The organism is Streptomyces sp. CB03238, from assembly GCF_002099185.1.
Lineage (GTDB): Bacteria > Actinomycetota > Actinomycetes > Streptomycetales > Streptomycetaceae > Streptomyces.
In genome coordinates, this window is the sequence record NZ_NBCN01000010.1 from 1 (window position 1) to 26,276 (window position 26,276).

21 protein-coding genes and 1 pseudogene are annotated in these 26,276 nt (G+C 71.7%); 14 read left to right on the forward strand and 8 right to left on the reverse strand.

All coding sequences use genetic code 11. The features are described 5' to 3' along the window. Positions 1-257: 257 nt before the first annotated feature. Positions 258-1,337: an aminopeptidase P family protein gene (locus BKD26_RS18885; protein WP_241518756.1), complete on the forward strand. Its 1,080-nt coding sequence runs from the start codon at positions 258-260 to the stop codon at positions 1,335-1,337. A gap of 6 nt (positions 1,338-1,343) precedes the next feature. On the opposite strand, the gene treZ is transcribed toward BKD26_RS18885, so the two are convergent. Continuing rightward, positions 1,344-3,089 (reverse strand): malto-oligosyltrehalose trehalohydrolase, encoded by a 1,746-nt coding sequence (treZ, locus tag BKD26_RS18890; protein WP_084899407.1) that lies wholly within the window; start codon positions 3,087-3,089, stop codon positions 1,344-1,346. A gap of 160 nt (positions 3,090-3,249) precedes the next feature. Here treZ and BKD26_RS18895 point away from each other — a divergent pair, with 160 nt between their 5' ends. Further along, complete coding sequence (locus BKD26_RS18895; protein ID WP_084899410.1) at positions 3,250-3,798, forward strand: DUF1707 and FHA domain-containing protein; 549 nt, start codon at positions 3,250-3,252, stop codon at positions 3,796-3,798. A gap of 13 nt (positions 3,799-3,811) precedes the next feature. Here the strand turns inward: BKD26_RS18895 and treY are convergent, their stop codons facing one another. After that, on the reverse strand, positions 3,812-6,148 hold the full coding sequence (gene treY, locus BKD26_RS18900; protein ID WP_084899413.1) for a malto-oligosyltrehalose synthase: 2,337 nt from the start codon (positions 6,146-6,148) through the stop codon (positions 3,812-3,814). Positions 6,149-6,298: 150 nt separating this feature from the next. Continuing rightward, complete coding sequence (glgX, locus tag BKD26_RS18905; RefSeq protein ID WP_084899416.1) at positions 6,299-8,422, reverse strand: glycogen debranching protein GlgX; 2,124 nt, start codon at positions 8,420-8,422, stop codon at positions 6,299-6,301. Positions 8,423-8,904: 482 nt separating this feature from the next. On the opposite strand from glgX, the gene BKD26_RS18910 reads away from it, so the two are divergent. Further along, positions 8,905-10,146, forward strand: coding sequence for an SAV2148 family HEPN domain-containing protein (locus tag BKD26_RS18910; protein WP_084899418.1), 1,242 nt, complete (start codon positions 8,905-8,907; stop codon positions 10,144-10,146). A gap of 105 nt (positions 10,147-10,251) precedes the next feature. Further along, positions 10,252-10,974 (forward strand): 3'-5' exonuclease, encoded by a 723-nt coding sequence (locus BKD26_RS18915; protein WP_084899421.1) that lies wholly within the window; start codon positions 10,252-10,254, stop codon positions 10,972-10,974. A gap of 7 nt (positions 10,975-10,981) precedes the next feature. Here the strand turns inward: BKD26_RS18915 and BKD26_RS18920 are convergent, their stop codons facing one another. Together BKD26_RS18920 and BKD26_RS18925 are read right to left on the reverse strand one after the other, a co-directional pair. After that, on the reverse strand, positions 10,982-11,821 hold the full coding sequence (locus BKD26_RS18920; RefSeq protein WP_084899423.1) for an alpha/beta hydrolase: 840 nt from the start codon (positions 11,819-11,821) through the stop codon (positions 10,982-10,984). A gap of 35 nt (positions 11,822-11,856) precedes the next feature. Beyond that, positions 11,857-12,717, reverse strand: coding sequence for an aminoglycoside phosphotransferase family protein (locus tag BKD26_RS18925; RefSeq protein ID WP_084899426.1), 861 nt, complete (start codon positions 12,715-12,717; stop codon positions 11,857-11,859). 128 nt (positions 12,718-12,845) lie between these two features. On the opposite strand from BKD26_RS18925, the gene BKD26_RS18930 reads away from it, so the two are divergent. From BKD26_RS18930 to mgt, 4 genes are read left to right on the forward strand one after another with little or no spacing between them, the layout of a single operon-like run. After that, positions 12,846-13,796: a sugar ABC transporter permease gene (locus BKD26_RS18930; RefSeq protein ID WP_084899428.1), complete on the forward strand. Its 951-nt coding sequence runs from the start codon at positions 12,846-12,848 to the stop codon at positions 13,794-13,796. Continuing rightward, positions 13,793-14,635: a carbohydrate ABC transporter permease gene (locus BKD26_RS18935; protein WP_084899431.1), complete on the forward strand. Its 843-nt coding sequence runs from the start codon at positions 13,793-13,795 to the stop codon at positions 14,633-14,635. The genes BKD26_RS18930 and BKD26_RS18935 overlap by 4 nt, the downstream gene beginning before the upstream one ends. Continuing rightward, positions 14,635-15,939: a sugar ABC transporter substrate-binding protein gene (locus BKD26_RS18940; RefSeq protein WP_084899434.1), complete on the forward strand. Its 1,305-nt coding sequence runs from the start codon at positions 14,635-14,637 to the stop codon at positions 15,937-15,939. The genes BKD26_RS18935 and BKD26_RS18940 overlap by 1 nt, the downstream gene beginning before the upstream one ends. Positions 15,940-15,994: 55 nt before the next feature. Beyond that, positions 15,995-17,200: a macrolide-inactivating glycosyltransferase gene (gene mgt / locus BKD26_RS18945; protein WP_084899436.1), complete on the forward strand. Its 1,206-nt coding sequence runs from the start codon at positions 15,995-15,997 to the stop codon at positions 17,198-17,200. 356 nt (positions 17,201-17,556) lie between these two features. Here mgt and BKD26_RS18950 read toward each other — a convergent pair whose 3' ends face one another. Then, positions 17,557-18,276: a response regulator transcription factor gene (locus BKD26_RS18950; RefSeq protein ID WP_084899439.1), complete on the reverse strand. Its 720-nt coding sequence runs from the start codon at positions 18,274-18,276 to the stop codon at positions 17,557-17,559. Beyond that, positions 18,273-19,094 carry a histidine kinase gene (locus BKD26_RS18955; protein ID WP_084899440.1) on the reverse strand — a complete coding sequence of 274 codons (822 nt, stop codon included), beginning with the start codon at positions 19,092-19,094 and terminating at the stop codon, positions 18,273-18,275. Before BKD26_RS18955 ends, BKD26_RS18950 begins: the two co-directional genes overlap by 4 nt. 156 nt (positions 19,095-19,250) lie before the next feature. Here BKD26_RS18955 and BKD26_RS18960 point away from each other — a divergent pair, with 156 nt between their 5' ends. The 6 genes and pseudogenes from BKD26_RS18960 (at position 19,251) to BKD26_RS18985 (ending at position 25,522) form a co-directional block, all read left to right on the forward strand. After that, positions 19,251-19,961, forward strand: coding sequence for an ABC transporter ATP-binding protein (locus BKD26_RS18960; RefSeq protein ID WP_084899443.1), 711 nt, complete (start codon positions 19,251-19,253; stop codon positions 19,959-19,961). After that, positions 19,958-22,267 (forward strand): FtsX-like permease family protein, encoded by a 2,310-nt coding sequence (locus tag BKD26_RS18965; RefSeq protein ID WP_084899445.1) that lies wholly within the window; start codon positions 19,958-19,960, stop codon positions 22,265-22,267. Before BKD26_RS18960 ends, BKD26_RS18965 begins: the two co-directional genes overlap by 4 nt. 64 nt (positions 22,268-22,331) lie before the next feature. Then, positions 22,332-22,840, forward strand: a pseudogene (locus tag BKD26_RS18970) (SAM-dependent methyltransferase); the annotation flags it as partial. A 469-nt stretch (positions 22,841-23,309) separates the two neighbouring features. Beyond that, complete coding sequence (locus tag BKD26_RS18975) at positions 23,310-24,509, forward strand: S8 family peptidase (RefSeq protein ID WP_084899448.1); 1,200 nt, start codon at positions 23,310-23,312, stop codon at positions 24,507-24,509. Positions 24,510-24,582: 73 nt separating this feature from the next. After that, positions 24,583-25,134: a DUF1697 domain-containing protein gene (locus BKD26_RS18980; protein ID WP_084899451.1), complete on the forward strand. Its 552-nt coding sequence runs from the start codon at positions 24,583-24,585 to the stop codon at positions 25,132-25,134. Further along, the gene (locus BKD26_RS18985) at positions 25,127-25,522 is read left to right on the forward strand and encodes a DUF4440 domain-containing protein (protein WP_084899453.1); all 396 of its coding nucleotides are present in this window, start codon (positions 25,127-25,129) and stop codon (positions 25,520-25,522) included. Before BKD26_RS18980 ends, BKD26_RS18985 begins: the two co-directional genes overlap by 8 nt. Here BKD26_RS18985 and BKD26_RS18990 read toward each other — a convergent pair. Further along, positions 25,519-26,271 carry a sirohydrochlorin chelatase gene (locus BKD26_RS18990; protein ID WP_084899456.1) on the reverse strand — a complete coding sequence of 251 codons (753 nt, stop codon included), beginning with the start codon at positions 26,269-26,271 and terminating at the stop codon, positions 25,519-25,521. The two genes, BKD26_RS18985 and BKD26_RS18990, sit on opposite strands and share 4 nt — an antisense overlap. Positions 26,272-26,276 lie beyond the last annotated feature (5 nt).

Below are 26,276 nucleotides of genomic sequence, written 5' to 3' on the forward strand. Positions count from 1 at the left end.
GACGGCGCCCGCCGCTCTGACGGCGCCCGCGCTCTGACGGCGCCCGCCCCGACCGCACACCTGCCCCCCACCGCACCCCTGTCCCCGACCGCGCCTCCGGATACCGCTCGCGCCCATGGCCCCACCCGGCGAGGATGACCGTCATGGACAGCCGCAGCGACCCCGCAACCGACCCCGCCACCGACCCCGCCACCGACCCCGCCACCGACCCCGCAACCGACCCCGCCCCCTTCACCGCCGGCGACTACCGTGCCCGCATGGCCCGCGCCGCCGAAGCCGCCGCCGACGCGGGACTCGCCGGGCTCCTCGTCGCGCCCGGCCCCGACCTGGTGTACCTCACCGGCTACCGGCCCACCGCCGACACCGAGCGCCTCACGCTCCTCGTCCTGGCCTCCGACCGGGACCCGGTGCTCGTCGTGCCGACCCTCGAAGCGCCCGACGCCGACCGGGCACCGGGGGCCGCCGCCCTCACCCTCCAGGACTGGACCGACGGCACCGACCCGTACGCCGTCACCGCCCCGCTCCTCGACCCCAAGGGCCGCTTCGGGGTCAGCGACAATGCCTGGGCCATGCACCTCCTCGGGCTCCAGAAGCAGCTGCCGGACACCTCGTACGCCGCGCTCACCGAGGCCCTGCCCATGCTGCGTGCCGTCAAGGACGCGGCCGAGCTGGCCCGCCTGGAGGCGGCGGGCGCCGCCGCCGACGAGGCGTACCGCGAGATCCTCAAGGTCCGTTTCAGGGGGCGGAAGGAGACGGACGTCGCGGCCGATCTGGCCGCGCTGCTCAAGCACTTCGGCCACTCGCAGGTGGACTTCACCGTCGTCGGATCGGGGCCCAACGGCGCCAACCCGCACCACGAGGCGGGCGACCGCACCATCGAGCGGGGCGACATGGTCGTCCTCGACTTCGGCGGCCTCAAGCACGGGTACGGCTCCGACACCACCCGTACCGTCCACGTCGGCGAGCCGACGCCCGAGGAGCGCCGCGTCCACGACGTCGTACGGGAGGCCCAGCAGGCGGGGTTCGAGGCGGTCACGGCGGGCGTGGCCTGCCAGGAGGTCGACCGGGCGGCCCGCGCGGTGATCGATCGGGCCGGGTACGGCGAATACTTCATCCACCGCACCGGCCACGGCATCGGCGTCACCACGCACGAGCCGCCCTACATGATCGAGGGCGAGGAGCAGCCCCTGGTGCCCGGCATGTGCTTCTCCATCGAGCCGGGCATCTACCTCCCGGGCCGTTTCGGCGTCCGTATCGAGGACATCGTCACGGTCACGGAGGACGGTGGCGGCCGCCGCTTCAACAGCACTCCGCGCGAGCTCGCCATCGTCGAGTAGGGCCGGTCACACGTCCGCCAGCACCACGCACGACTCCGGCGGCAGGGTCATCAGCCCGTCCCCGTTCGGCATCTCCACCGGCTCCCAGGCCGCCAGCACCCGCCCCCGGGTGCCGAGCGGGATGAGGGCGGGCTCCTTGGCGCAGTTGACCGCGACCCGCAGATCCCCGCGTCGGTACGCCAGCCAGCGGGCCTCCTCGTCGTACGCCACCCGCACCGCGGCCAGGTCCGGGTCGGTCAGGTCCGGCTGGGCGGCCCGCAGCGCGATCAGCTCTCGGTGCCAGGCGAGCAGCCGGGCGTGCGGCTGCCGGTCGCGCTCGGACCAGTCCAGACACGAGCGGTCCCGGGTGGCCGGGTCCTGCGGGTCCGGGACGTCCTCCTCCGCCCAGCCGTGCGCGGCGAACTCCCGTCGCCGCCCATTGCGCACCGCCTCCGCCAGCCGCGGGTCCGTGTGGTCGGTGAAGAACTGCCACGGCGTGCTCGCCCCCCACTCCTCGCCCATGAAGAGCATCGGCGTGAACGGCCCGGTCAGCACCATGGCCGCCGCGCACGCCAGCAGCCCGGGGGAGCAGGACGCCGACAGCCGGTCGCCCGTGGCCCGGTTGCCGACCTGGTCATGGGTCTGGGCATAGGCCAGGAACCGGTGTGCCGGGGTCGTCGAACGGTCGACCGGCCGGCCGTGCGTACGGCCGCGGAACGTCGAGTACGTACCGTCGTGGAAGAAGACATGGCCGAGCGTCTTGGCGAGGGCGGCGAGCGGGGCACGCGCGAAGTCCCCGTAATAGCCCTGGGATTCACCGGTCAGGATGGTGTGCAGGGCGTGGTGGAAGTCATCGTTCCACTGGGCGTGCAGGCCGAGTCCCCACGAGTCGCGGGGCGTCGTGGTGCGCGGGTCGGCCAGGTCGGACTCGGCGATCAGGAACAGCTCCCGGCCCTGTTCGGCGCCCAGCTCGTCCACGGCCGCCGACAGCTCCTCCAGGAACGTCAGCGCGCGCGTGTCGGCCAGCGCGTGCACGGCGTCCAGCCGCAGCCCGTCGATCCGGTAGTCGCGCAGCCAGGCCAGCGCACTGCCCAGCAGGAACGCCCGGACCTCGTCCGAGCCGGGCGCGTCCAGGTTCACGGCGGCGCCCCACGGGGTGTGGTGGGTGTCGGTGAAGTACGGGCCGAAGGCGGGGAGGTAGTTGCCGGACGGGCCCAGGTGGTTGTGGACCACGTCCAGCACCACACCCAGGCCGAGGCCGTGCGCCGTGTCGACGAATCGCTTGAGCGCTTCCGGCCCGCCGTACGGCTCGTGCACCGCCCACAGCGACACCCCCTCGTACCCCCACCCGTGCCGGCCGGGGAACGGGCACAACGGCATCAGTTCCACATGGGTGACGCCCAGCTCGACGAGGTGGTCCAGCCGGGCGGCCGCCGCGTCCAGGGTGCCCTCGGGCGTGTACGTACCGACGTGCATCTCGTACAGCACGGCCCCGCGCAGGCCGCGCGCCGGGGGTTCGTGCCGCCAGGTGTACGCGGCGTGGTCGACGACCGCGCTCGGGCCGTCGGGCCCGTCCGGCTGGCGCCGGGACCGTGGGTCGGGCAACAGCGGCCCGCCGTCCAGCGCGTACCCGTACCGCGCGCCGTCACCGGCCTCCGCCTCGGCCGCCCACCAGCCGTCCCGCTCCGGGTCGCGCGCCAACGGGTGGCGCACGCCGTCCAGTTGGAGCTCGACCCGTTCCTCTGCCTGCGGTGCCCACACCTCGAACAGCACTGGTGATCCCCTCGTCGTCGTAACGCCCCAATCCTGGCAAGATCGAGATCGGGAAGCACGACACTTGGCCGCACGGACCTCGTATCAAGACCGTACCAACGGGGTCCGACAACGAGGTCCGTCTGGACACTCCGGCCCGCCCGGACCGACAATCACGACTGTGACGTCCGCTTTCGAGTCCTCCACGTACCCCGCTCGGCTCTCCGACGCCGAACGGGACCGTGCGCTGGGGCTGCTGAGGGAAGGCGCCGCGCAGGGCAAGCTGTCGCACGACACGTTCCTGCGGCGCATGGAACTGGCCCTGGTCGCCCGCCGCCCCGACGAGCTGGCGGTGCTCACCGCGGACCTGCGTACCGAAGGGCGCTGGTCCAAGCGGCTGTTCGGCGCGGTCGAACGGATGTCCGCCTTCACCGTACGGCTGGGCCGGGCCTGGCAGGCCGAGCGGCTGCCGAAGCTGCTGCTGCCGGAGCCCGGACCGTACCCCTTGCGCATAGGGCGGGACCCGGCCAACGGGCTGCGGCTCAGCCATGAGACGGTCTCCCGCCTGCACGCCGAACTGAGCCTCCAGGACGGCCTGTGGGTGCTGCGCGACCTCGGCTCCACCAACGGCACCGCCGTCAACGGACAGCGAGTCACCGGCTCGGTCGTCGTCCAGGCCGGTGACATGGTGGCCTTCGGCCGCATGACCTTCCGGCTGTCCGCCCGCTGACCCGCCCTTCGGTTCAGTCGTCCGTGACCGGACGGCGGCTGAGCAGCGCCACCGGCCGCGCCGCGAACAGCTCCGCCACCGGCACCGGCTCACCACCGCGGAACTCGCGCCCCACGTCCACCGCGTCGAACCACCGCCCCTCCGGCAGCGTCAGGGACGTGTCGCCCCAGCCGCCGCTCTCCGCGAGCCGCAGCGACAGCCGGGTGACCGCCGTGACCGTCTCGCCCGAGCGGCAGAAGGCCACACAGTGCCCGGCCGCCGGGCCGCTCGCCGTCAGCGGCTGATATGTCCCCGACGCGTACGCCCCCGACGCGCCGAACACGTCCGGGTACCGGCGCCGGAGCCGCAGCGCCGCGCGCGTGACGGCGGTTTTCTCGTCGGGCGGGCCCTCCTGGAACGGCCGCCGGTTGTCCGGGTCGACCAGGGCCAGGTACTCACGCTCCGTCTCCTGGTACAGGTCCGGAACGCCCGGCATGGTGAGGTGCAGCAGCGCCGCGCCGAGCATGTTCGCCCGTACGTACGGGTCCAGCTCGCGCACCAGGAGGGAGACGGTGTACAGGGCCGGACCGGCGGGCCCCGCGTCCACGAAGTCCAGCACCGCCTGCTCGTACGCCGGGTCCGGCTCCGTCCAGCTGGTGTGCAGCCCCGCCTCCCGTACCGACTTCAGCACCGCGGGCGCCAGCCGGTCCCCGTGGGGGTACCCGAGGCCCACCACCGTCTGCCACGCCGTCCACGCCACCTGGCCGTCTGGCGCGGGCGTCCCGGCCACGTCGTCCAGCAGCTTCGCCCACCGCTGCGGGCACTCCGACAGGACCGCGATCCGGGCCCGCACGTCGGCGCTGCGCTTGGTGTCGTGCGTGGACAGCACCGTCCCCGTGGCCGGCCAGTCCCGGGCCAGCCGTTCGCAGTAGGCGTGGAACTCCGCCGGGCTCACCGCGGGCCTGCCCGGGTCCCCGCCCACCTCGTTCGCCGAGACCAGCGGCGTGTACCGGTAGAACGCCGTGTCCTCCACGGACTTGGCACGCAGCGCCGACGAGGTCTGCGCGAACCGCGTCCGGAACGCCCTCTGGTCCGGCCCGTCCCCGAGCCGGCCCAGCGCCAGGCCCCGGACCACGTCGACGGCCGCCGCCTCCTCCGGGACCGTGAACGTGGCCTTGGCCTCCTCGGCCGCCTCCGCCGTCAGGACGTCCTCCGCGCCGGTCCCGTACGGGCGGTAGACCGGGACCCGGATCAGCAGCTCCCGGACCGCCGCGCGCAGCGCCCACGGGGCGTGGTCGCGCAGGGCGGGAGCGGCGCAGACGGCCGCGGCCGTCCGGGTCAGATACGCGACCTCCGAGGCCAGCTCGTGCGTCACCACCTTGTACGCGGCCCGGCGCGCCGTCGCCTCCCAGTGGCCGCCCCGGTCCCCGGCCGGACTCGCGAACCGCCGGTAGTGCTCGGCCAGTTCCGCCGCGCCCGCCCCGTCCACGAACAGCCCGTCGACGCGCCGCAGGGCGTCGTAGCCGGTGGTGCCCGCGACCGGCCACCGCGCGGGCAGCCGTTCCTCGCCGGTGAGGATCTTCTCGACGACGATCCAGCAGTCCCCGCCCGTGGCTCGGTCCAGCTCATGGAGGTACGCCTCGGGGTCCGCGAGCCCGTCCGGGTGGTCGATCCGCAAGCCCTCGACCACCCCGTCCCGTACCAGCTCCACGATCTTGGCGTGGGTCGCCTCGAACACCTCCGGTTCCTCGACCCGCACCCCGATGAGGTCCGAGATGGTGAAGAACCGCCGGTAGTTCAGCTCCGTACGCGCGAGGCGCCACCAGCCCAGCCGGTACCACTGGGCGTCCAGCAGCTCCGGCAGCGCCAGGTGCTCCGTACCGGGCCGCAGCGGGAACTCCTGCTCGCCGTAGCGCAGCGTCCCGCCCTCGACGCGCATCCGCGCCAGCTCGTCGCCGATCCGGCCCGCCAGGACCGGCAGCAGCACCTTCCCGCCGCCCGCCGCCCAGTCGATGTCGAACCAGCGGGCGTACGGGGACGAGGGGCCGTCCCGCAGCACCTCCCGCAGCGCCCGGTTGTGGCGCGGCGCCGCCGCCATGTGGTTGGGCACGAGGTCCACCACCAGGCCGAGGCCGTGCGCCCGGGCGGTGCGCGCGAGGGCCCGGAGGCCGTCCTCACCGCCCAGCTCCTCGCGCACCCGGCCGTGGTCGGTGACGTCGTACCCGTGCGTGGAGCCGGGGACCGCCTCCAGGACCGGCGACAGATGCAGGTGCGAGACCCCGAGCGACGCGAGGTACGGCACCGCTTCCCCGGCGGCCCGGAAGGGGAAGTCCGGCTGGATCTGGAGCCGATAGGTCGAGTTGGGCGTCATGCGAACGTACGTACCCGCTTGGGCGGCTTCTGTGTCATCGGGTGATGCGATTTACGTCCGACGCCACGTTCCGCCCGGGTGCCGCGGCCCGTTCCTCACGGGCCGCGGATCCCGTCCCGCTCCTGGTGCCCGCCTCGAAGCAGCCTCCTCCTAGGCAGGGCGCCGGAGCACCGTCAGACTGCGGCCGATCAGGGTGAGACGGTCACCCGCGGCGATCTTCGCGCCCTGGCCAGGCTCCACACCCTCGGGGAGGGCGGTGTCCACCACCACCTGCCACTGACGGCCGTGATTGACCGGCACCACGAAGTCGAGGTCCTCGGCGCTCGCGTTGAACATCAGCAGGAACGAGTCGTCCGCGATCCGCTCCCCGCGCGGGCCCGGCTCGGAGATCGCACTGCCGTTCAGGAACACCGACAGCGCCTTGGCGTGCGCCGCCTGCCAGTCCCGCGCGGTCATCTCCTCACCCTCCGGGGTGAACCAGTTGATGTCCGACAGCTCGTCGTGCGTGCCCTCCACCGGCCGCCCGTGGAAGAAGCGCCGCCGCCGGAAGACCGGGTGGTCACGCCGCAGCCACACCATGGAACGGGTGAACTCCAGCAGCGACCTGGCCTCCTCCGAGTCCTCGTCCGGCCAGTGCACCCACGCGACCTCGTTGTCCTGGCAGTACGCGTTGTTGTTGCCGTCCTGCGTACGCCCGAACTCGTCGCCGTGGCTCAGCATGGGCACGCCCTGCGACAGCATCAGCGTGGCGATGAAGTTGCGCATCTGGCGCAGCCGCAGCTCCGCGATCCGCTCGTCGTCGGTCTCGCCCTCGGCTCCGCAGTTCCAGGACCGGTTGTGGCTCTCGCCGTCCCGGTTGCCCTCGCCATTGGCCTCGTTGTGCTTGTCGTTGTACGAGACCAGATCGCGCAGCGTGAAGCCGTCGTGGCAGGTCACGAAGTTGACCGAGGCGAGCGGGCGCCGCCCGTCGTCCTGGTAGAGGTCCGACGAGCCGGTGAGCCGCGACGCGAACTCGGCGAGCGTGCGCGGCTCGCCCCGCCACAGATCGCGGACCGTGTCGCGGTACTTGCCGTTCCACTCGGTCCACAGCGGCGGGAAGTTGCCCACCTGGTACCCGCCCTCGCCGACGTCCCAGGGCTCGGCGATCAGCTTGACCTGGCTGACCACCGGGTCCTGCTGGACCAGGTCGAAGAACGACGACAGCCGGTCCACCTCGTGGAACTGGCGCGCCAGCGTCGCCGCGAGGTCGAACCGGAACCCGTCGACGTGCATCTCCGTCACCCAGTACCGCAGCGAGTCCATGATCAGCTGGAGCACGTGCGGCGAGCGCATCAGCAGCGAGTTCCCGGTGCCGGTGGTGTCCATGTAGTACCGGGGGTTGTTCTCGACGAGCCGGTAGTACGAGGTGTTGTCCAGGCCCCGGAAGGAGAGCGTCGGGCCCAGGTGGTTGCCCTCGGCCGTGTGGTTGTAGACCACGTCCAGGATGACCTCGATGCCCGCCTGGTGCAGCGCGCGCACCGCCGACTTGAACTCCAGCACCTGCTGGCCCCGGTCGCCCCAGGAGGCGTACGCGTTGTGCGGGGCGAAGAACCCGATGGTGTTGTAGCCCCAGTAGTTCGCCAGCCCCGAGTCCACCAGCCGGTGGTCGTTGACGAACTGGTGCACGGGCATCAATTCGAGCGCCGTGACGCCCAGTTCGGTCAGGTGCTCGATCACGGCGGGGTGGGCGAGCCCCGCGTACGTACCGCGCAGCTCCTCCGGCAGCGCCGGATGGAGCATCGTCAGGCCCTTCACATGGGCTTCGTAGATCACCGTCCGGTGGTAGTCGGTACGCGGCGGTCGGTCGTCGCCCCAGTCGAAGTAGGGGTTGACGACGACGGAGGTCATCGTGTGCGGCGCCGAGTCGAGGTCGTTGCGGGAGTCCGGCCTGCCGAAGTGGTAGCCGTACACCGCCTCGCCCCAGTCGACGGCGCCGGCGACCGCCCGCGCGTACGGATCGAGCAGCAGCTTCGCGGAGTTGCAGCGCTGTCCGCGCTCCGGCGCGTACGGTCCGTGGACCCGGAACCCGTACCGCTGGCCCGGCATCACACCGGGCAGGTACGCGTGCCGTACGAACGCGTCGGTCTCGCGCAGCTCCACCGCGGTCTCCGAGCCGTCGTCGTGGAGCAGACACAGCTCGATTCTGTCGGCGGTCTCGGAGAAGACCGCGAAGTTGGTTCCGGCGCCGTCGTACGTGGCACCGAGGGGATACGCCTGTCCCGGCCAGACCTGCATAGATAAGACTCTTCCACTTCTGATCCGGCTGATGGGGGTCACTTGAGCCAGAATCCTCCCCGAAAGTGGTGCGACCTCCTAGGACTTCGGCCGGTCCTACCGGGTGACCACGGGGCGCGGGGAGCGCACTGGCCGGAAATCGCCCGCCTCAGGGCCTGATTCGTCCGATCAGCACACCGATGGCGTGCGGAGGGGGCCTTTCCGGTTGCCCGGGTCAACTTCGCGTTCCCGGGTGTCGCCCGCCCCGGGCGGGCGTGTCGCGCCGCCGGGCGGAGGTCCGCCGACGGGCACCCGGGCCGGGCCCGGCGGTCCCACCATTATGAATCCGCTCACTCCCGCTCATCCCGGCGCACGGAACGGCCGGAAGAATCATGGTCGTTGGGAAAGGAGCCCCGGGGATCGGGCTGCACCGCCTCCCGCTCCCGGAGTACCCTTCCTTGATCGTTGGAGACGGGCGTCCAGGAGCAGAAGGCGGTGCGCGGGTGAGCTCGGGAGGGCTGGAGCTGCCCCCAGGTGACTCAGGTCATGAGGGGGACTCCACTGACCCCGCTGATGTCCCGCCCGGCGCGGTCTCACTCGCCCGGCCGATGGAGATCGGTGCGGAACTGGACTGGGGCGCGGAGGACTGGAGCGAGGTACGGACCCGCGCCCAGCGCGCCGGGCGTGCCTATATCTGGCTGAATCTGGTCGAACAGCGACTGCGTGCCGTGGTGGCCGCCGTACTGCGCCCCGTCTACGAACCCGTCCACGGCGACGACTGGGTGGTGGCCGCCGCCGGGCCCGCCGGACAGGAGTGGGTGCAGCGGGCCGTCGCCGTACGCGAGGTCTCCCGCCGCAAGGGCTACCTCCTGGACCCCGCCGACGACAATGTGCTCAGCTTCCTCACGCTGCCGCAGCTGCGGGAGCTGATGGTCCAGCACTGGCCCTGCTTCGAACCGTACTTCGACGACCGGCGCGAGGTGGAGCTCGCCCTGGACGAGCTGGAGGTCACCCGGAACGTGGTCTCCCGCAACCGGGCCCTGTCGCGGACCGTGCTCGACCAGTCCGAGCGGGCCTCCGCCCGGCTGCTGGAGATCCTCGGCAGCGGCGCCGGTGTCCCGTCCTCGCACCGGCTGCCGGTCGACGCGGTCGAGGACCTCGTCGGCGACCGGTACGCGGACGTGGTCTCCGTCCACCCCGACCGGGTACGGCTGCAGCGGCAGCTGCCCGCCGAGGACCTCTTCGGCGGCGCGCGGCGCCTCGACGCGATCGGCATAGGCCTGAACCTCCTCGTGCAGAACTTCTCCGGGCGGCGGCTGGTGCGGCTCGCCGAGTCCGGCTGCCGGATACGCCTGCTGTTCCTGAACCCGGCAAGCAGCGCCGTCAAACGGCGCGAAAGGGAACTTGGGATCAAAAAGGGCGAATTGAGCCGCTCGGTGGAGATGAACATCCTCCACATGCGGCGCGTGCGGTCCAGGCTGCGCGACCCGGGCGCCTTCGAGATCCAGGTCTTCGACGAGACGCCGCGCTTCACCGCGTACCTCGTCGACGGCGACGGGCCGGACGGCGTGGGCGTCGTGCAGAACTATCTGCGCCGGGCCCGCGGCATGGAAGCACCGGTGCTCGTGCTGCGCGGCGGCAGGCGACCGGTCGTCACGGCCGGGGCGGAGAGCGACCACGGCCTGTTCGAGACCTACCGCGAGGAGTTCGAGTCGGTCTGGGCGGACTCCCGTCCCGTCTCGTGAGAGCCGGACCCGAGCGGCGTTGTCAGTGGTGCGTGGGAGGGTGAAGACCCACAGGGGGAGTGCACCGCATGGGGGGCGCACCACAGCATCGCGAGGAGGAGCAGCATGGGCTGGCACGGGGAGACGCTCGTCGGCTTCGATCTGGAGACGACGGGGACGGAGCCGCTCGAAGCGCGCATCGTGACGGCCGCGGTCGTGGAGGTACGGGGCGGGGAAGCGGTGGTACGCCGCGACTGGCTGGCCGATCCGGGCATCCGGATCCCCGCCCAGGCCTCGGCGATCCACGGCATCAGCAACGAGCGGGCCATGACGGAGGGCCGGCCGGTCCGCGAGGTGGCCGACGAGCTCGCCGGCACCCTCGTCGGGTACTGGACACGCGGCGTGCCGGTCGTGGCGTACAACGCCGCCTTCGATCTGACACTGCTCTCCGCCGAGTTGCGGCGGCACGGGCTGCCCGGCCTGAGCGAGCGGCTGGGCGGCGCGCCGATCGGCCCGGTCGTCGACCCGTACACCATCGACCGCGCCGTCGACCGGTACCGCCGCGGGAAGCGGAACCTGGAGGCGGTCTGCGCCGAGTACGGCGTGGTGCTCGACGGCGCCCACCAGGCGGCCGCCGACGCGCTGGCGGCCGTGCAGGTGGCGTGCGCCATAGCGGAGCGGCACGCCTCGGTGGCGGCGCTGAGCCCGGGGGAGCTGCACGAGCGGCAGGTGGGGTGGTACGCGCAGTGGGCGGCGGACTTCCAGAGCTTCCTGCGCCGCAAGGGCACCCCGGACGCCGTCATAGACCCGGCCTGGCCGCTGCGGGAGCTCGCGCCGGCCGTCGGCTGAGGCGCTGTCAGCGCCTGGGGCGGCCGTGCTCGGCGAAGAAGTCGAGCAGCAGCGCGTTCACCCGCTCCGGAGCGTCCAGCTGCAGCCAGTGGCCGGCGCCCTCGACCCGCTCGTAGCGCCATGAGCCGTCCACGTACTTCTCGGTGCCGGTCATCGACCGCTCGGTGAGGAACCGGTCGCCCGTGCTCCACACGCCCAGCACCGGGCCCCGGAGCTGCGGGAGCGGCAGCGGCGGGCCGAACATCACCTCGGCCGGCGGCAGCCCCGCCCGGTAGATCGACAGCGCGGACGTGAGCGCACCCGGCGCGCGCAGCCGCTCCACCGCCTCCTCCCGGTCCGGGTGCTCGGCAAGCATCTCGCGGAGGTTCGCGAAGTCGTCCCGGGACAGCCAGTCCTCGGCGAGCCCGTCCAGCTGGAACAGCTGCATGTACCAGGACGCCTGACGCTGCTCCCAGCCCGCCGCCAGCAGCGAGCCGAGGTTGCCCACGGACAGCAGGGACAGGGTCGCCACGCGGTCCGGCGCGGCCAGCGCCAGGCCCTGGGCGATGCCCGAGCCCCAGTCGTGACCGACCAGGTGCACGCAGCCGATGCCCAGCCGGTCCAGCAGCTCCAGCAGATCGGCCACCGAGCGGGCCGGGTCGTAAGCCGCGGTGCCCTCCGGCCGGCCGGAGGCGCCGAAGCCGCGCAGGTCGGGCGCGATCGTGCGGTACCCGGCGGCGTTCAGCGCCCGCACCTGGTGGCGCCAGAGGTCGTGGGTGTCCGGAAAGCCGTGCACCAGCAGGACGGGGTCCCGGCCGGTCGCGCTGTCCTGGACCTCCAGGGTCACGTCGCTGAGTTCCACCCGCATGTCAATCCTCCCGTTGTCGAACGGAGTTCATGATGTCAGAACGGGTACCAGCGGACCTCCGGGTCGCCCTCCCGCAGCGACGCCACCCGGCGGCGGAACTCGGCGAGCGCCTTCGGGTTCGACGGCGCGTGCTGGGCCACCCAGGCACAGCTCGCCGTCTCCCGGGCGCCGCGCAGCACCCCGCACCCCTCCCACTCGCGCACGTCCCAGCCGTACGCCTCGGTGAACGCGTCATAGGAGGCCGGGTCGAGGCCGTAGCGGTCCCGGGAGAGCGCGAGGACCACCAGGTCGTGCTCGCGCAGGTCCGCCGAGAACGTCTCCAGGTCGACCAGGACCGGCCCGTTGGGGCCGACGTGCACATTGCGCGGCAGGGCGTCGCCGTGGACGGGGCCCGGCGCCAGGTGCGGGACGAGCGCGGCCGCCGCCTCGGCGAACGTGTCGCGGCGCTCGCGCAGGTACGCCGCGTCCGCCGGGTCGACCGCGTCGCCCGCGAGCCGCAGCCACCGCTCCACACCGCCCAGCAGGTCCCGGCGCGGGAGCGGGAAGGGCGGCTCGGCCAGCGCGTGGACGCGGCGCAGCAGCGGGGCGAGGTCCCGGGGCTCCGGCGGGCGTACGGCGTCGGGCAGCCGGTGCCAGACCGTCACCGGGTGCCCCTCCACCAGGCGGGGCTTGGGCTCGGCCGCCCGTACGGCGGGGACGCCCGACTCCGCGAGCCAGGAGGCGACGGCCACCTCCCGCTCGGCCCGCTCCATCAGCTCGGCGTCCCGGCCGACCTTCACCACCAGGTCGCCGACGGCGAAGACGGCGTTCTCGCCCAGCGCCAGCAGCACCGCTGCCGACCGCATCGGCTCCACCCCGGCGGCTGCCAGCACCTCCCGCGCCCGCGCCTCGTCCATCGCGTCCGTCCCTCCCGTACCTGTGCCGATCCGGCAAAGTCTCGCATCCACGCAGGCACGCTTGACGAACCGACAACCCGTCAGGACGATGACGCCAGGCCGGCCCAACTTCACAAAGGGGACTGTCCGTGACATTGCTGACCGCGACGAAGCGGTCCGGCGGGAGAGCCGGAAGAGCCGGAAGACCAGCACAACGGCCGGCACAGCGGACGCTGGACCACGGGGCCTGGTTCCTCGTCCTGCCCGCGCTGATCCCGATCCTCCTGCTCAGCGTCGGCCCGCTGCTCTACGGCATCGCGCTGGCCTTCACCGACGCCCAGTCCGGGCGCACCCGCGCCACCCAGTGGGTCGGCACGCTCAACTTCCAGGACCTGCTGCACGACACCCTGTTCTGGGAGTCGTTCCGGATCGGTCTGCTCTGGGCGGTCGGGGTCACCGTCCCCCAGTTCCTCCTCGCCCTCGGCCTGGCCCTGCTGCTCAACCAGAACCTCCGCTTCCGCTGGCTCGCGAGGGCCCTGGCGATCGTCCCGTGGGCCATGCCCGAGGTGGTCGTCGGCATCATGTGGCGGCTCGTCTACAGCCCCGACGCCGGCATCCTCAACGAGACCGTCCGCGACCTGGGCCTCGGCGACGGACGGGACTGGCTCACCGGGCTCGCCACCGCCCTGCCCGCCGTGATCCTCGTCGGCATCTGGGCCGGTATGCCGCAGACCACCGTGGCCCTCCTCGCCGGGCTCCAGAACACCCCGCGGGAGCTCCACGAGGCCGCCGCCCTCGACGGCGCCGGCGCGTGGCGCCGCTTCCGTACCGTCACCTGGCCCGCCCTCAAACCCGTCGCCCTCGCCATCACGGCGCTGAACCTGATCTGGAACTTCAACTCCTTCGCCCTGGTGTACGTGCTCACCAGTGGCGGGCCCGGCGGCCGCACGCGCCTGCCGATGCTGTTCGCGTACGAAGAGGCGTTCCAGTACGGGCAGTTCGGCTACGCGGCGGCCATGGGCTGCGTGATGGTCGCCGTCATCTCCCTGCTGCTCGCCTTCCACCTGGTGGCCCGGCTGAAGGGAGGCGAGGAGCGGTGAGCGGTCTTCGCACGAGCGGGCCCGCGCGGGCCGGGCAGTACCTCGCCCTCCTCGCCTACCTGGCCTTCCTCGCCCTGCCCTTCCTCTGGCTGATCTCCACCGCCTTCAAACCGGCCCGTGAACTCGGCTCGCTGCACCCCACCTGGATCCCCGAGAACCCCACCCTCGCCAACTTCCGCCAGGCCTTCGAGGAACAGCCCCTGCTCCAGGCCGCCGCCAACAGCCTGATCGCCGCCCTCGGAGCCGCCCTGATCGCCGTCGTCATCGCCACGCCCATGGCGTATGTGATGGCCCGCCACCGCGGCCGGCTCTCGGCCGCCGCCACCGGCTGGGTCGTCGTCAGCCAGGCGTTCCCCTTCGTGCTCGTGATCATCCCGCTCTTCCTGGTCCTGAAGAACCTGCACCTGATCAACACGCTCTTCGGCCTGATCCTGGTCTACGTCGTGTGGTCGCTGCCGTTCGCGCTGTGGATGCTGACCGGGTACGTACGGGCCGTGCCGGCCGAGCTGGAGGAGGCCGCCGCCGTCGACGGCGCGGGCCGGCTCCGTACGCTCGTCTCGGTCACCGCGCCGCTGCTCGCGCCCGGGATCGTGGCCACCGCGCTCTTCGCGTTCATCACCGCGTGGAACGAGTTCTTCTTCGCCCTCGTCCTGCTCAAGACCCCGGAGAAGCAGACCTTGCCGGTCGTCCTCACCCACTTCCTCGGCGCGGAGGGCGTCGCCGACCTCGGCCCGCTCGCCGCGGCCGCGTTCCTCGCCACCCTCCCCTCCCTCGTCGTCTTCGCGATCATCCAGAAGCGGATCACGGGCGGCATGATGGCCGGGGCGGTGAAGTCCTGATGCGCGCACGGGTGGCCGTCGTCCTGGCCGTGGTCCTCGCCCTCCTGCCGGTCGGCTGCACCGGCGACGGCGGCGAGCGGGGCGAGCGCGCACCGGGCGGGACCGTGCTCCGCTTCCAGTCCCTGGCCTGGCAGAAGGAGTCCGTCGACGCCAACAAGGAGCTGGTCGCGGAGTGGAACGCCGCCCACCCCGACATCCGGGTCGAGTACGTCCAGGGCAGCTGGGACAGCGTCCACGACCAGCTCCTCACCTCCTTCGAGGGCGGTGAGGCGCCCGACATCATCCACGACGCCTCCGACGACCTCGCCGACTTCGCGTACGGCGGCTACCTCGCCGATCTCCGCCCCCTCCTGCCCGCCCGGCTGAAGGCGGACATCCCCGAGGCGAGCTGGGAGACGACCACCTTCGGCGACGGCGTGTACGGCGTGCCGTTCCTCCAGGAACCGCGCGTCATCATGGCGAACAAGAAGATCCTCCAGGCGTCCGGCGTCCGCGTCCCCACCCCGCAACGGCCCTGGACGTGGCCGGAGTTCCGGCAGGTCACCAAGGAGCTGACGGCGACCATGGGGGAGGGGAAGTACGCCGTCGCCTGGCCGCTGAAGGAGCCGGTCTCCGTCTCCCTCAACCTGGGTCTGTCCGCGGGCGGGCGGCTGTTCCACCGCGGTGCCGACGGCCGGGTCGAGGTCCGGTTCACCGACGGCGACGCCGTGATGCCCGGCACCGTCCACGCCCAGGTCAACACCGACCGCAGCGCGCCGCGCACCACGCTCGGCATGGGCGGCTCCGACACCCTGCCCGGTTTCTTCGGCGGCAAGTACGCGATGGTCCCGCTCGGCTTCTCCTACCGGCAGCAGATCGTGCAGCAGGCGCCTGAAGGGTTCGAGTGGACGGTCCTGCCCGCGCCCGCGGGGGACGGCGGCCTGGCGCAGGGCGTGAGCCCGCAGACCCTGTCGATCGCCGAGGACAGCCCGTACAAGAAGGAAGCCGCCCGGTTCATCGACTTCCTCCTCCAGCCGCCCAACATGGTGCGCCTCGCGCGCGGCGACTGGATGCTGCCGACCGGCAGACAGGCGCTGAAGGACCCGTCGCTGCGCACGCCCGAAGACGGCTGGGCGACCGGCGCCGCGCTCGCCGAGGACCTCCGGTCGGCGCCGGCGCAGTCGGTGCGCGGCTACCCCGAGTGGAAGGACAAGGTCGCCACGCCCGCCTTCCAGGAGTACTACAGCGGCGCCATCGACGCCGTGGAGCTGGAGAAACGCCTGGTCGACGACGGCAACCTGGTACTGGCCAGATATCAGCGCTGAAGAAAATGCCCAACTAAGTTGCACGAGACGTCTCGTCTCGCATAAGGTCTGGGACATGACCTCAACAGAGCGTGCCCACATCGCCATGTTCTCCATAGCCGCCCATGGGCACGTCAACCCGAGCATCGAAGTGATCCGGGAGCTCGTCGCCCGCGGGCACCGCGTCAGCTACGCGATCCCCGCCTCCTTCGCGGACAAGATCGCCGCGACCGGCGCGGAGCCCGTCGTCTACACCTCGACCCTCCCGACCGACGAGGACCCGGAAGCCTGGGGGACCGAGCTCATCGACAACATCGAGCCGTTCCTGAACGACGCCATCCAGGTGCTGCCCCAGCTCGCGGCGGCCTTCGAGGGAGACGAGCCGGATCTCGTCATCCACGACATCACCTCCTACCCGGCCCCCGTCCTCGCCCACCGCTGGGGCGTGCCCGCCGTCTCCCTGTGGCCCAACCTCGTCCCCTGGGAGGGGTACGAGGAGGAGGTCGCCGAACCGATGTTCGCCGAGCTCAAGGCGTCCGAGCGGGGCAAGGCGTACTACGCGCGCTTCGAGGCGTGGCTCGCGGAGAACGGTATCGCCACCCACCCCGACCGGCTGATCTCCCGCCCCCGCAAGGCCGTCGTCCTGATCCCCGAGGTGCTCCAGCCGAACGCCGACCGGGTCGACGAGTCCGTCTTCACCTTCGTCGGCGCCTGCCAGGGCGACCGCGCCGAGCAGGGGGATTGGCAGCGGCCGGCCGGCGCGGAGAAGGTCCTGCTCGTCTCGCTCGGCTCGGCGTTCACCAAGCAGCCGGACTTCTACCGCGCCTGCGTCGAGGCCTTCGGCGACCTGCCCGGCTGGCACGTCGTGCTCCAGATCGGCCAGTACGTCGACGCCGCCGAGCTCGGCGAGCTGCCGGCCAACGTCGAAGTGCACGCATGGGTACCGCAGTTGGCGATCCTCCGCCAGGCGGACGCCTTCATCACCCATGCGGGCGCGGGTGGCAGCCAGGAGGGTCTCGCCACCGGTACGCCGATGGTCGCCGTCCCGCAGGCTGTCGACCAGTTCGGCAACGCCGACATGCTGGCCTCGCTCGGCGTCGCCCGCCACCTCCCGATGGCCGACGCCACGGCCGACGCGCTGCGGGCGGCCGTGCTGGAACTGGCCGGCGACCCCGAGGTGGCCCGGCGGGCGGAGGAGATCCGGCTGCGGATGGCCGCCGAGGGCGGTACGAAGCGGGCGGCGGACCTGATCGAGGCGGAGCTTCCGGTGCGTAGCCGCTGATACCGGCTCCTCCCAGGATGGAGGGCAAAAACGGAGTACGGGAGAAACAGGCGGGACGGCGGTCAGTTCTCTTCTTGATCCGGCTTGGCGTCTGTGTGGAGGCGGTCGGTCAGGCCCTGGAGATGGGTGGCGGGTGTGGAGCCGGCGAACATGGAGCCGTAGGGGAGTGGCACTCGCCCATATCCGATCTTGTACGCGTCAGCGAGTTTTGGAACATGATTTCGACGGCGCGTCGCCCTAATTGATCATGTTCCGCAGACGACCGTTTCCGAACAGGGCGCCGAGCCGAGGTGCCACCTCATGTAACACCGAACTGCACACTCTGGCTGATTCATACGTGATCTCCAGATTGCCGGCTATCGGCAGGGGCTGGGGGTGTCAGCGGACTCCCCCGGTGAGACAAGTCCTGTCTCGTAGGCGAGGACGACGGCCTGGGCCCGGTCGCGCAGGGTCAGTTTGGCGAAGATCCGGGCCACGTGGGTCTTCACTGTCGCCTCACTGAGCGTCAGTTTCTGTGCCAGTTCGGAATTGGAAAGACCCCGGCCCATGAGCGTCAGCACCTCGCGCTCGCGCGGCGTCAGTGCGGTCAGGTCTCGGTGGACGGCCGAGGTTGCGAGGCCCGAACCGATTCTGGGGGCGCCAGGGGCGAAGCGCTCCACCAAGCGGCGGGTGATGGTGGGTGCGAGTAGGGCGTCACCAGTGTCGACCAGGCGTACGGCGGCGGCCAGATGCGCGGGGGTGACGTCCTTGAGCAGGAATCCGCTGGCTCCGGCGGCGAGGGCGGCGTAGACGTAGTGGTCGAGGTCGAAGGTGGTCAGCATGATCACCCGGCAGTCCGGGGCCTGCGCGAGTATGCGGCGGGCGGCTTCCAGACCGTCCATGGCGGGCATTCGGATGTCCATCAGTACGACGTCGGGCCGCAGCCTCCGTACGGTGGCGACGGCCTCGGCTCCGTCGCCGGCTTCGCCCACCACGTCGATGCCGCGGGCGGTCAGGATCAGGCGGAAGCCGGTGCGGACCAGCTCCTGGTCGTCGGCGATCACAACGCGAGGGGCGGATTCGGTGTGCGTCGTCATGGCCGGTCCAGCGGGATCCGGGCGCGGACGCGGTAGCCGCCGCCGAGGCGGCGGCGGGCGTCCAGGTCGCCGCCGTAGAGGGCGACCCGCTCCCGCAGGCCGAGCAGGCCGCGTCCCGTTCCGTCCGCCTGGTCCGGGACCGGCTCTTTCCGCGCGGGCCGGCTGTCCGACAGGATGCTCGGTCCGCTGTTCAGCACCTCGACTCGCAGGTAGCGGTCCGCGTATCGCACCGTCACCTCGGCTTTCGCTCCGTCCCCGTGTTTGAGGGCATTGGTCAGGGCCTCCTGGATGATCCGGTAGGCGGTGACATCGATCCCGGTCGGCAGCGGGCGCGGCTCACCCGAGATGCGCATCTCCACGGGCAGGCCGGCAAAGGAGATCCGGTCGATCAGCGGGCTGAGTCGGCTCAAGCTCGGCTGCGGTGACAGGTCCATACCGTAGGTCTCGTCGTCGCCGTTCTGCGCGGGTGCGAGCAGGCCGAGCAGGTGCCGCAGCTCGGTCATCGTGTTCCGCCCGGCGGTCTCGATGGCGCTCATCGCCGCCGCGGCCTCGTCCGGCATCGTGGCCAGCACCTCGCGGGCGGCTCCGGCCTGGACCACCATGAGGCTCACGTTGTGGCTGACGATGTCGTGGAGCTCCGTGGCGATCCTGGCACGCTCGGCGTCGACCGCGGTCCGCGCCGCGCTCTCGCGCTCCCGCTCCAGCAGCCAGCCGCGCTCCTCGATGGCCGCCTGGTGCAGCCGCCGCGCCCGGACCGCCGCCACGCACAGACACCCGGCGGCGCCAACTGCCGCCGCCAGAGCGATGACCAGCCACATCGTCCCAGATCCCCACACCGGAACATCTTCGCAGCTGCACGACGCGCCCCGCATCAGCCCGTGGATGCAACTGCGTACATCCTCGGGATGACCTGCCCGGACGGATACATCCGAGGGGTGACGCCCCGTCCGCAGACTCCGTCCTAAGTTCGAGCCATGACAACTGATCACGGCAGTGTCCAGCAAGTGGTGGTGCGGCTGGACGGTGTGCACAAGGAGTACGGCGACGCGAAGGCCCTGGACGGCCTGTCGCTGGAGATCAGGGCGGGGGACGCGGTTGCCGTCATGGGCCCCTCCGGCTGCGGCAAGTCCACCTTGCTCAACATGGTGGCAGGCCTCGACCGGCCGACCTCGGGCACAGTCGAGGTACAGGGTCATGACCTCGGGAAACTGAACGAGACCGGCTTGGCGTTGTTCCGGCGGCGGAACGTCGGCATGATTTTCCAGTTCTTCAACCTCATCGACGATCTTCCCGCCCTGGACAATGTGGCGCTGGCCGCGCAGCTGACCGGCACCCCGGCCCGGCAGGCGCGCCGCCGCGCCCTGGAGCTCCTGGACGAACTCGGTGTCGCCGAACGTCGGAACAACTATCCGGCGACGCTCAGCGGCGGCGAGCGCCAACGCGTCGCCGTCGCACGCGCGTTGATGAACCGCCCGGCCCTGCTGCTTGCCGACGAGCCGACCGGCGCCCTTGACAGCCGGTCGGGCGAGCAGGTGATGGATCTGCTGATCGACCTCAACCAGATCGGCCAGACTCTGTTGATCGTCACCCATGACCCGCAGCTGGCCACCCGCTGCGCCAGCCGGCTGATCGAAGTGGCCGACGGCCGGGTCGCCCGCGAAAGCGCGCTGGAGGTGACTGCGTGAGCGCCGTATGGAGAGCCTCACGCGCGGCCGTGAAGCGCCGTCGGCTCCAGACCTTCGTCATCGGCCTCGTCGTGCTCTGCTCCACCACGACCGTCGTGCTTGCGCTGGGGCTGCTGGCCGCCGCCTCGGGCCCCTTCGAGAAGGCCTACGCCGAACAGCGCGGTGCCCATACGGTGGCGACTTTCGACACCACGAAGGTCTCGCAGGAGCAGCTGGCGCGGACCGCCCGGCAGCCTGGGGTGGAGGCCGCGGCCGGGCCCTTCAGGCAGGCCGTCGTCGACATCCCCAAGGACTGGCTCTGGACGGCGGGCGGCACCCTCACGGTGGTAGGCCGGGCCGATCCGGCGGGCCCCGTGGACCGGATTGAACTCCTTGAGGGCCACTGGGCCACCGCACCCGGCGAGATCGTCGTCAACTGGTCCGCCCAGGGCTCCCCCGGCACCGCGCTCCTCGGCACCAAGCTGGAGACCCCCGGCGGAGCGACGCTGACAGTCGTCGGATTCGCCACCAGCATGAGCAAGTCGGCGAGCGCCTGGGTCTCGCCCGAGCAGATGACCGCACTGCACCCGACCTCCGCCCAGATGTTGTACCGCTTCACGGACTCCTCGACGGAGGCCCAGCTGAGCGCCTCGCTGGCACGGGCCACCACGGGACTGCCCAAGGAGTCGCTGACCGGCGCACAGACCTACCTCACCCTCAAGCAGGCCTTCTCCGCGCTGGCCGACTCCTACCTCCCGTTCATGGCGCTCTTCGGCATCCTCGGCGTGCTCGTCTCCACCCTGATCGTCGGCAACGTGGTCAGCGGGGCGGTCGTCTCCGGGTACCGGCACATCGGGGTGCTCAAGGCCCTGGGCTTCACCCCCAACCAGGTCATCGCCGTCTACCTGACGATGCTCTCCGTACCGGCGGTGGTGGGCTGCGTGCTGGGTACTCTGGCCGGCAACGCGTTGGCCGGGCCCATCCTGCAGGTCGCGTTCACTGGCATCGACGTGGGCCGAGCCTCGGTCGGCGACATCAGCCCGTGGGTGTCCGTGGCCTGCCTCGTGGGCATGCCCGCCGTCGTCCTGGTGGCCGCGCTGGTCCCCGCCCTGCGCGCTCACCGGCTGCCCGCCGCACGGGCGATCAGCGCGGGCGGCGCGCCGCGAACCGGGCGTGGGCTGCGCGTCCAGCGGATGCTCGGCGCCGCCCGGCTGCCGCGCCCGGTCAGTCTGGGCCTGGGCCAGCCGTTCGCCCGCCCTAGCCGCACCCTGCTGACCATGGCGGCCATCGTCCTCGGGGTCACCACGGTGACCCTGTCGACCGGACTGACCGGCACCATGGTGGCGTACGGCAACGTCGGGCGGGAAGACGGAGGCGCCAGGATCCACGTGACGACCGGGGGGCCGGGCAACGACCGGACCGCTCCCCGGCTCAGTGACCCGCAGATCGAGGACCGGCTGCGCTCCCTCCCGGGTGCGGCGGGGGTGCGGGCCCGCGCGCTGGCACAGGCGAGCATGACCGGGCAGCCCCAGCCCGTCTTCGCCGACTTCTACCGTGGGGACGATTCCTCGTACGCCCACGTGATCGTCAAGGGCCGTGCGCCGGCTGCGGCGGGCGAGATCGTGGCCGGGCCGTCGTTCCTGACCCAGCGCGGGCTGAAGGTCGGTGACCGGGTCACTCTGGAGCTGAACGGCAGGCGGATCTCCGCGACCGTGGTGGGTCAGCTCATGGAGGGCAACGCCCGGGCCTTGGAGGCCACCTGGCAGACCCTCGCCCAACTCGCACCGGACGCCCACGCCACCGAATACACGGTGCGGCTCGCCCCCGGCGCCGACGCGCGCGCCTACGCCCAGACGGTCGAAGCACTCGACCCAGGCCTGCGCGCGTCGGTGGCGGACTCGGGGAACGCCGGCACCACCACCGTCATCACCTTTTCGACGGTGTTCACGGTGCTGTTGACCCTCGTCGCGTCGCTCGGTGTCTTCAACACGGTGCTTCTGAACTTCCGTGAGCGGCGCCGGGACCTGGGCACGCTCAAGTCGATCGGGATGACCCCGCGGCAGGTGGTGGTGATGACGGTGACCTCGGTCGCCGGTCTGGGCGCGGTCGGCGGGCTGTTCGGCATCCCGCTCGGGATCGTGGCGCACCGCCTCGTCGTGGACAACGTCGGGGTGGTCGATTTCCCCGCGTATATGAAGGACGTGTGGCACGCGCCGCAGCTGGCCGCGATGCTCCTGGCGGGTGTGGCGATCGCCGTCCTGGGCGCCCTGGTCCCGGCCCGGTCGGCGGCCCGGATGACCATCGCCTCGGTGCTGCACACCGAGTAGATCACCCGTCAGCACCAGCGTCTGGATCCGGCCCATGGCAGCCGACGCTGGCCAGCCGTCGGTTGGCTGGCTCTACGGATACGCCCGTGTGATGCTGACCGTCGCGGGAGACGGCACCGCCGAGGGCCAGCTGCTGGGTGGCACAGTCTCTTCATGTCCGCGCGGACCCACGTCGCCCGGCTTCGGCAACCCCGCCCATTGGGTCGCCGGCCTCCCGGAGAAGGGGCGGCCGGCCCGGCACAGCCCGGGGCGGATCAGCGCCGCGACCGAGGAGGCATTCCACCTGTGATTCCTCGCACAGTCCGCGGTGCCGGACGCACAGATGACAGAAGTCGGGGAGGTGGTGCACCTGTTCGGCGTCGTCACCCACTCCGCCGCCACCCTCACCCCGCACGGCGGCGGGTGGGAGGTGCGCCAAGGCGGCACGCTCAAGCTGTGGGACCGCATCGAGACGATCCTGAGCGCCTACGACACCGCCGGCCGGGGCCGGAGACGTTCCGGCTACACACTTACGACGGCGGGCAGCACCTGCGTCACCCGCAGATGCCCGGCCTGCCGCTGCCCAGACCCTGAAGAAGACCGCAGACCCCAGGCGTCCAGGGGGGAGAGAGGCGGCCCCCGCCCGGGACGCCTGACAACTCGGTGACCTGCGAGGTTTCACCGATCGGCTCGCACGGGCCCCTGCTCAGGCGGCCGTCCTCAGCCGCCCCATGGCCTCCTGCTCGGGCGGCTCCATGTCTGCCTCTACGGCGTTCACCCGAGACGGAGCACCCCTCACCGGCCTATTGCCTGTTTCCGGCATATTCCGGCCGGCCTCCACGATGAGGCGTGGCGTGGCCATTTGGGTCACGCCACGCCTCATTGTCCGTTGAGGGCCGCGGTGGGGGATTTGTTATTACGGAACCTTGTTGAGTAAGTCACAGGTATGTGAAGGCCTTGATCTGCGCGCATCAATCGACCAGGGTTTCGATTCAACCCCGGAAGATCTTTCGTCCGGTGGTCAAACCCCCCACACAATTTGATGACGAGGAGCCCCCTCTTCATGGCAACTCACCAGCGCGCACGCCGAGTTCAGCTCGTCGCCGCCACGGCCGTCGTGGTCGGCCTCACCGCTTTCGGTACGGCCCACGCAGGCACCGCACCCGCCCCCACGCCCGCCGAAGGCACCGTCTACGGCCTCGGTGCCGAAGGCGCCGTCTCCGGCAGCTACATCGTCCTGCTGGACGAGAAGGCGGACAAGGCCAAGCTCGCCCAGGAGTACGGTGGCACGCTCCGGCGCAACTACACCTCCGCCGTCAACGGCTTCTCCGCCGGCGGTCTTTCGCAGACCGAGGCCAAGCGCCTGGCGGCCGACCCGGCCGTCGCCAAGGTCGTCCAGAACAAGAAGTTCAGCATCAACGCCACCCAGGACGACCCGCCGTCCTGGGGCCTCGACCGCGTCGACCAGGCCGACACCGCCGGTGACACGAAGTACACCTACCCCGACAGCGCGGGTGAGGGCGTGACCGCGTACGTCATCGACACCGGCGTACGCGTCGGACACAAGGACTTCGAGGGCCGCGCCGTCTCCGGCTTCGACGCCGTCGACAACGACAACGACGCGAGCGACGGCAACGGCCACGGCACCCACGTCGCCGGCACCATCGCCGGTGCCGCGCACGGTGTCGCCAAGAAGGCGAAGATCGTCGCCGTCCGCGTGCTCGACGACAACGGCTCCGGCACCACCGAGCAGGTCGTCGCAGGCATCGACTGGGTCACCAAGAACCACCAGGGCCCGTCCGTCGCCAACATGAGCCTGGGTGGCGGCGCCGACCCGGCCCTCGACGAGGCCGTCCGCAAGGCCATCGCCTCCGGTGTCACCTTCGGTGTCGCCGCCGGCAACGAGTCCACGGACGCCGGGCAGGGCTCCCCGGCCCGCGTCCAGGAGGCCATCACCGTCGCCTCCTCCACCAAGGACGACCAGCAGTCCGACTTCTCCAACTACGGCTCGGTCGTGGACATCTACGCCCCCGGCTCGGACATCACCTCGGCGTGGAACGACAGCGACGAGGGCACCAAGACCATATCCGGTACGTCCATGGCGACGCCCCACGTCGTCGGCGCCGCCGCCGTCTACCTGGCGGGCCACAAGGACGCCACCCCGGAGCAGGTCGCCAAGGCCCTCACCGACGGCGCCACGCCCGACAAGATCTCCAACCCCGCGCAAAGCACGGCGAACAAGCTGCTGAAGATCGTCGAGTAGCCCGCCCGGCCCCCTGACCGGCGGCCGCCGTGCCCTCCCCCACGGGGCACGGCGGCCGTCCTATGGTGTGACCATGACGACCAGGTACGCCGCCCTCCTGCGCGGGATCAATGTCAGCGGCCACAAGAAGGTCCCGATGGCGCAGCTGCGCGCACTGCTGACCGAACTCGGCCACAGCGACGTCACGACGTACCTCCAGAGCGGCAACGCGGCCTTCACCAGCACGTCCGGCGCCGACGAGAACGCGCTGGCCGCCGAGCTCGAAGCGGCGATCGAGAAGCACTTCGGCTTCGGCGTCGACTGCCTGGTCCGCAGCGGCCCGTATCTGCGCGCCGTCGCCGACGGGTGCCCCTTCCCCGCCGCCGAGCTGGAGGCCAGGCAGCTCCACGTCACCTACTTCTCCGGGCCCGTCGCACCGGACCGGTTCGCCGGCATCGACCAGGCGGCCTTCCTCCCGGAGGAGTTCCGGCTCGGCGACCGCGCCCTGTATCTGTACGCCCCCGAGGGCCTGGGCCGCTCCAAGCTGGCCGAGACGCTCTCACGCCCGGCCCTCCTCAAAGGCGTCACCGCCACCACCCGCAACTGGAACACCGTCGTCACACTGGTGGAGCTGACCCGTGACTGAACGCACCCCGGCCGCCACACCCGCCATCGCCGCCGCCATCGAGGGCGAACTGAGGCTGCTGGATCCGGAGGTCCGTACCACCCCCGCGCTCTTCGAGGCGCTGCTCCACCCCGGCTTCCACGAGTTCGGCGCGTCGGGCCGCCGCTGGGACCGCGCCTCCATGCTCGCGTCGGTCACGTCGAAGTCCGCGGAGGCCACCCCACCCCGGCCCCTGACCGCCTCGCACATGCGTGGCGTGCAGCTCGCCGAGGACGTGGTGCACCTGACGTTCGACACCGACTCGGGCGGACGGCGCGTCCACCGCAGCTCCCTGTGGCGCCGCACCGGTGACGGCACCTGGCTGCTCTACTTCCACCAGGGCACACCGTTCCCACCGGAGGAGGATTAGGCGGCGGCCACCCGCTGCTGCCCGGAGGCTGCGCGCGTCTCGTCGTACCGGGCGAGCAGCAGCCGCGCCAGCTCCGGCGACGGGCCCAGTACGTCCGCGAGCACGTCCGCGCCGGCGGCACCCTCGGCGATACGGTCCGGCAGGCGGCCCGGCGCGATGACGTACGGGGCGACCGCCACCCGGCGTACCCCGTCCTCGCGGAGAGCACGCAGGGCGCGCACCGCGTCCTCGGTCCGGGGAAGGGATGCGGAGGCGAACGCAGGCCGCACGGCGCACCAACCGGTGTGCCGCAGCTCCCGCGCCATTTCAGCGATCACTGCGATCGCCTCCGGGTCCGTGGAGCCCGCCGAGGCCAGGACGACCCCGGTCGAGCGCTTGTCGGCGGGCGTCAGGCCCGCCTCGTACAGCCGCCGCTCCAGCGCCGCGATCAGCAGCGGCGAGGGCCCGAGGACCGGCGCCTGCCGGATCCGCAGCGACGAAGGGGCCTCCCGCAGGACGGCCGGGATGTCGGCCTTGGCATGGAAGGCGCGGGTCAGCAGCAGCGGCAGGGCCACCACATCGCGTACGCCCTCCGCCGCCAGCCGTTCCAGGACGCCTGCCACCGACGGCACGTTGAAGTCCAGGAACGCCGTCTCCGCCCGTACGCCCGGGCGCAGCGCGCCCGCCCGCCGCACCAGGGCGTGCACGGTCGCGGCGTGCCGCGGGTCGCGGCTGCCGTGGGCGATGACGAGCAGGACAGGACGGGTCATGGGAC